Below are 3,729 nucleotides of genomic sequence, written 5' to 3'. Positions count from 1 at the left end.
ATCAGATTCTCATTCTGGAAAGAGGAGTTCGATTCTCCTAGGGGATACCACCGGCAATAACCGGCCGCGTCCCGATCCCTTTCATTTTCCACAACATGTCACTACATATAGCCATGATATCCATGGCGGTTGCCGTGATCCATAGTGACGGGAGAGAACTCATGAATTTGCGCCTATGTTTCGAGAATAAAGCCGGGGTGAATATCGACGAAGCCGCCGTCTTTCGTCATTACGCCGAGAATTACCTGAACGGGTTCGACGTGAACTGGGCCGGCACGATCAGTATCCCCCATCATGACACAAACACCAGCCCGATGGAGCCGCTGTGGCAGTATGTGATCCCGGATGCGAGTTCCGCCGCCCGCGATTACCTGATCGAGTATCTGGACCGCAACCCGATGGCCGGCTATTTCGTGCATGTCTACGAAGTCGCCAGCGGCACCGGCGACCAGAAGATTCACTGAACTGAGGGGTCGCCCCTAGGCGCTGACTTTCTTGTCGAACTGGGCGTCTTCCATGTCGGCGCCGTCGAAAATGGCGCCGTTTAGCTTGGCACCCTTGAAATTGGCGTCGATCAGGTTGGCGTCGGTCATGTCCGCGTCTTCGAGGTCCGCGCCCATAAAGCTCGCCGCCGACAGGTTGGCGGGCCATTTCTTGCCCAGCGGCTCCCCGTTCGGACCCTTCAGGTCCACGGCGGTGAGGATCGCGCCTTTCATCTGCGCATTTTTCAGGTTGGAGCGGGAGAGATTGACCCCCTCCATCATCGCCTCGGTGAGGTCCACATCCTCCATGATGCATTGGGACATATCGCTCATCACGGTCTGGCTGCCACGAAGATTGGTGCCCTTGAGGTTGGCGCCCTTCATGGTCGCGCCGCTCATGGCGCAGCCGGAAAGATCCATGCCGGAAAGGTCCATGCCCGACAGGTCGGCACGCTCGCCCTTGAGGCCATTTGTCTCCACCCAGAGGAAATGCGTTTTCAAGATCGCCTGCAAATTCGGCGGGAGCGGGGTTGATTCCGGCTCCGGCACCAGATGCGCGGCGACCGATTTGGATTTGGAGAAATCGACATTTTCCGTTTTCGCGCCGTCGAGCTTCACATCCTCGAAATTGCAGCCCTCGACCTTCGCACCGGACAGATTGACATTGGAAAGATCCGCGCCGGCAAGATCGGCACCGGACAGGTCACAGCCCGACATGTCCGAGCCCATGAAGCCCGCGCCATGCAGGTCGGCATTGGCAAGGTTCGCCCCGCGCAGCTGGGAATAGGCGAAATTCGCATTCCCGAGCGCCGCGCCGGAAAGATTGGCGCCGTTCAAATTGGCTTTTTCCGCGACCACTTCCTCCATCTCCGCGTTGGAGAGGTTGCTTGCGGGGAAGGTGACCGTCTCGCCGCCCGACAGAATGAGGGAGCCGCCGCGAAAGTCCGCTTCCTGCAGGTTCGCGCCGTTCAGCTTCGCGCCCTTCAGCTCCGCGCCGCGTAAATCCGCGCGAATAAGAAGGCTGTCGCGCAAATCCGCCTTGGTCAGGTCCGCGGCGTAGAGATCGGCGGAAATCAGGTTGGCCCCGCGAAAGATGGACCGCGAGAGTTTGCAACCGGACAAGCAGGATTTCTGGAGCTTGGCTCCGGCGAAATTCGCCCCGGTGAAATCGGCATGCTTGAAGTTCGCTTGGGCGCCTTTTTTGGGGTTTGCCAGCCATTTTCCGTGCTCGGCCAGCATCTCCATGATTTCTTGCGGCGTCATTGATGTCATGCGGTACTCTCTTTGTCCAAATCCTGTCTTGTCTTTGATAAGACTAGATTAACATTTATCTCACATACTTTAGGACAGTAATCACCTGTCATCTGATTTTTATAAACAGACAAGGTTAATAGTTGGTTGCATTCTGCTTTTAATTGACGAGACAACGCCGAGGACGAAAAGAAATGTTTGAAGTAACCCAGGAACAGGTTGATGCGCTGGAGATTTGGGTGCGGAACCGCCGCGAAGCCTATTTGCGTATGGGCTTTCATCTGGCGGCGAACGCGGGCGCGGCGCCGCTTGTCGAGTTTTCGGTGGATGGCGGACTCAAGGCAGACGACCTGAAGAAATCAATTTTCGACCTGCGCAAGGAATATGAACTGGCGGAGATGTTCCATAAAGACGCCAAGCAGGTGCTCCATGCCGGACGCCAGGGCGGCTGAGGTCCTCAGCTCACCACGTAGAACTGCTCCCGGCGCTTGGCTGCGACCAGACCGGCGATCTGCCGGATCAGGGCCTGTTCCTTCTCTTCTGAAAATTCAAACCTGATCCCGACGCCGTCCTCCATCTGGCGGACAATGCGCGCGGGGATAAGGCCGATATTCTCGATCTCGACGCTGATTTCCGTGGCGTCCGGCAGGCGCATATCCATCTGCAGCCCGGCCCCGCCGAGGGAAATATTCAGGATGCGCGCGGGCAGGCGGGCCCCGTCATGGGCAATCTCTGTCTCCCCGGTCATCATAATGCGGCGATGGGCGCGGCGGTTTTCTGCTTTGGTCGTGGTCATGCTGTCTCCTGGGGCGAGGGGGCGATTTCGTGCGCCCCGCCGGGGGGTTAAAGACGCAGTCTCGCGAAGATTGGTTAAGAAGTCGTTTGCATTGCCCGGAAATCGCCATAAACTGGCGTTAGGAGGCCTTTTGTTAACCTTTCGTTCACCCTCTCGCTCTATTCTTGGGTGGCAATTATCAGGAAAGGGTTCGTCATGCGGCAACAGGAACTGGCTTCGCTCGTTGAAGGATTGAAATCCGAATTCGACAAAGCGCCCCGGCTTAACCGCAAATCGATCGCGGACCGGGCGACCGGCGCCAATCTTGCCGCGCTCGATCTGATCCTTGAGACCACGGAGACGGAGCAGGAGGGGGCGAGCCGCCAGGAGCAGGCGAAAACCCTTAAGGCACTGTCACATGAATTCAAGGAAATCTCCGGCATTATCGGCGGCCTCGGCCCGCGTTAGCGCCGCTGCGACTGCCGCGCGACCGGCCGGATGCAGACTAAAATCAGGCTTGGCAAATATGACGGATGTGGTACATCTGGATCGCATATCCCGGATAGTCGGCAATCGTCGCGGTTCCAAAAGATGTTGTTGTGTAGAAAATGCCGCATTTATCTGATCTTAAAGCAAAACTGACGCCGCTCCGGCAGGCCGTGATCAAGCGCGTCAAGGCCAGTTCCCGCGCCGAGCGGTGGATTGTCGCTGCGCCGGTTCTGGCCGCGCTGTTCTTTGCCGGCGTGACGGTATTGATCGATATTTTCCTGCGCAATATGACGGGGCTCGGGTGGATATTCTCCCTTCTCGGGACGGCGGGGCTGCTCCTCTTTTTCTTTGCGCCGCTCACTTTTGTGACCGTCCGGCTTTATCAGCGTGTCTGGCACCGCCGGAAAGAGCGGCGCTTTATGGATGCGCTGATGATCGGGCTGTATATTCCGCATGCCTTCGCCGTGCTGATCGTGCTGATCTCGCAGCTGGAAGGCTCCGAGAATATCACCAGCCTCGGCGCAGGCGTGATCACCTGGGCGATGCTGAGCCTGCTGCTTTCGCCGTTCAGCGTGCTGCTGACCTTGCTTGTCTGGTCGTATCTGCCCAAGGAAATCCGTGTGCCGACCGGGCTCCTGCAACTCCCCTCCCGCCTCAACGCCCGCAGCCAAAACCTCCTCGCCCCACCGAGCGAGACGACGGACGAAAGCGACGCCCTCCGGACGTGAGGGC

Annotated in this window: 6 protein-coding genes; 4 read left to right on the top strand and 2 right to left on the bottom strand. The window is 58.1% G+C overall.

Annotation, left to right across the window (positions count from 1 at the left end):
* Nucleotides 1-161 precede the first annotated feature (161 nt).
* Entirely contained in the window at nucleotides 162-464 is a 303-nt protein-coding gene (locus P1U71_RS17460; protein WP_301106953.1) for a hypothetical protein, read from the top strand.
* Between the two features lie 15 nt (nucleotides 465-479).
* Here P1U71_RS17460 and P1U71_RS17455 read toward each other — a convergent pair whose 3' ends face one another.
* Complete coding sequence (locus tag P1U71_RS17455; RefSeq protein ID WP_301106952.1) at nucleotides 480-1,754, bottom strand: pentapeptide repeat-containing protein; 1,275 nt, start codon at nucleotides 1,752-1,754, stop codon at nucleotides 480-482.
* Between the two features lie 173 nt (nucleotides 1,755-1,927).
* On the opposite strand from P1U71_RS17455, the gene P1U71_RS17450 reads away from it, so the two are divergent.
* Nucleotides 1,928-2,185: a hypothetical protein gene (locus P1U71_RS17450; RefSeq protein ID WP_301106951.1), complete on the top strand. Its 258-nt coding sequence runs from the start codon at nucleotides 1,928-1,930 to the stop codon at nucleotides 2,183-2,185.
* A 5-nt stretch (nucleotides 2,186-2,190) separates the two neighbouring features.
* Here P1U71_RS17450 and P1U71_RS17445 read toward each other — a convergent pair whose 3' ends face one another.
* The gene (locus P1U71_RS17445) at nucleotides 2,191-2,529 is read right to left on the bottom strand and encodes a PilZ domain-containing protein (protein WP_301106950.1); all 339 of its coding nucleotides are present in this window, start codon (nucleotides 2,527-2,529) and stop codon (nucleotides 2,191-2,193) included.
* Between the two features lie 195 nt (nucleotides 2,530-2,724).
* Between P1U71_RS17445 and P1U71_RS17440 the strand changes: the two genes are divergently transcribed.
* Both P1U71_RS17440 and P1U71_RS17435 read left to right on the top strand, forming a co-directional pair.
* Entirely contained in the window at nucleotides 2,725-2,976 is a 252-nt protein-coding gene (locus tag P1U71_RS17440; RefSeq protein ID WP_301106949.1) for a hypothetical protein, read from the top strand.
* A gap of 140 nt (nucleotides 2,977-3,116) precedes the next feature.
* Nucleotides 3,117-3,725 carry a hypothetical protein gene (locus tag P1U71_RS17435; protein WP_301106948.1) on the top strand — a complete coding sequence of 203 codons (609 nt, stop codon included), beginning with the start codon at nucleotides 3,117-3,119 and terminating at the stop codon, nucleotides 3,723-3,725.
* The last annotated feature ends 4 nt before the right edge of the window (nucleotides 3,726-3,729 follow it).

The sequence above is a fragment of the Sneathiella sp. genome, from assembly GCF_029233945.1.
Classification (GTDB): Bacteria; Pseudomonadota; Alphaproteobacteria; order Sneathiellales; family Sneathiellaceae; genus Sneathiella.
The sequence above is the reverse complement of the archived record's forward strand: the minus strand, read 5'-3'. Positions and strand labels throughout refer to the sequence as shown.